This is a genomic window from Paenisporosarcina sp. P4_E4_2, assembly GCF_056401595.1.
This window is the reverse complement of the sequence record NZ_JBFUJC010000544.1, coordinates 1-1,240: the sequence shown is the minus strand read 5'-3', so window position 1 is coordinate 1,240 and position 1,240 is coordinate 1. Positions and strand designations below refer to the sequence as shown.

Genomic DNA, 1,240 nt, shown 5'->3' with positions numbered 1-1,240 from the left:
ATCCATAGGGTTACGTGCAATTTTCGACTGTAAGTAACAGGCAATTCCTACTGCAATCACTGCAATACCGCCAACCAACATGGCAAATCGAATTGGAAGAATCGGTGCCTGATAGTTAGCAAAAACAAATAACAACCAGAAATCAATCAAAAAACCAACCGTTACTACAGGGATTACTGCAGAAATATCAATTCGCTCTCTTAATAGAAGAGCATTGATGAAAATAAGTAATATCCCTATAATAAAGACCCACGCACCGACACTTAGGCCAAAAAGATTATTTAGCCCTACGTACATGGCATCCCAGGCTCCAGCCCCTAAATCAGCCAATATTATTAAACTAATGCCCAAAGACAGAAAGGTTAATCCAATTAAATAAAATATAGCTACAATACTTCGATTTTTCATAAAAACTCCTTTACATTCCGCAAAAATGAATGATTGAATCATCTTATCATGAAATAAACTGTATTCCCAATTTTTCAATTCACAAAAAATAGCCTTTTCACTGTTTCAGTGAAAAAGCTATGACATTATTCAAAATAGAATAGCAGTCCTATTTATGAACCTAATTTTTCTATTAATTCTTTTACAACCATTTTTGGTGTGGATTGTGGATTTTGACCTGTAATCAATTTGCCATCCACCACAGATTTCTCAGACCAATTTGGACCCGTCTCTACAGTTGCACCGAGCCCGCTTCCCTTGAACCAATGGTTTGCCATTTGAAAGTGTTGCACCTACTAATCCAGCTGGACCATGACAAACTGACACTACGTATTTATCCGCTCATCACGAATAGGGATTACATCGTAGGATTATTTTTAAATGGTTTCTTTCGTATGAGATTCCAAACAGCCATTCCGTCACTCGGGTTCTCCCCATGCCATATGGGAAATAGTGAAAAGAAAATGAAGTAGAAAGAGAAATAAACGAATTGATACAAGAAAATGCCGGGTTCCAGTTCACGCATCAAAATCAAGCCATTCAACAGTAATATAGCGGTCAAATTAAAAAGCGATCCACCCAAGTAGACCAAAATCAGCTGCCATCTACGTCTCTTTTTAGCCAAAGAAATATATTCACACCAACCATCATAAAAGTACAACCGTCGTATATGTAGAGGTCCAATCTTCGTCAAAATTTTTCCCGATCCAATGTGCATATTTACCTTGCCTCCAAAAATGCGCGCGAAAAACATATGACCCATTTGATGAAGAATTGTCACAAGAGGCATCAC

General features: G+C 37.6%; 2 protein-coding genes and 1 pseudogene. All 3 read right to left on the bottom strand.

From position 1 onward, the window contains the following. Positions 1–408: YczE/YyaS/YitT family protein (locus AC1DSB_RS19565; RefSeq protein WP_477587448.1), on the bottom strand; the 408-nt coding region annotated here is incomplete at its 3' end. 152 nt (positions 409–560) lie between these two features. After that, a pseudogene (locus AC1DSB_RS19560) lies at positions 561–789 on the bottom strand (DJ-1/PfpI family protein); the annotation flags it as partial. 16 nt (positions 790–805) lie between these two features. Continuing rightward, positions 806–1,240, bottom strand: a 435-nt coding sequence (locus tag AC1DSB_RS19555; protein WP_477587447.1) for a hypothetical protein, incomplete at its 5' end; no start/stop codon positions are given.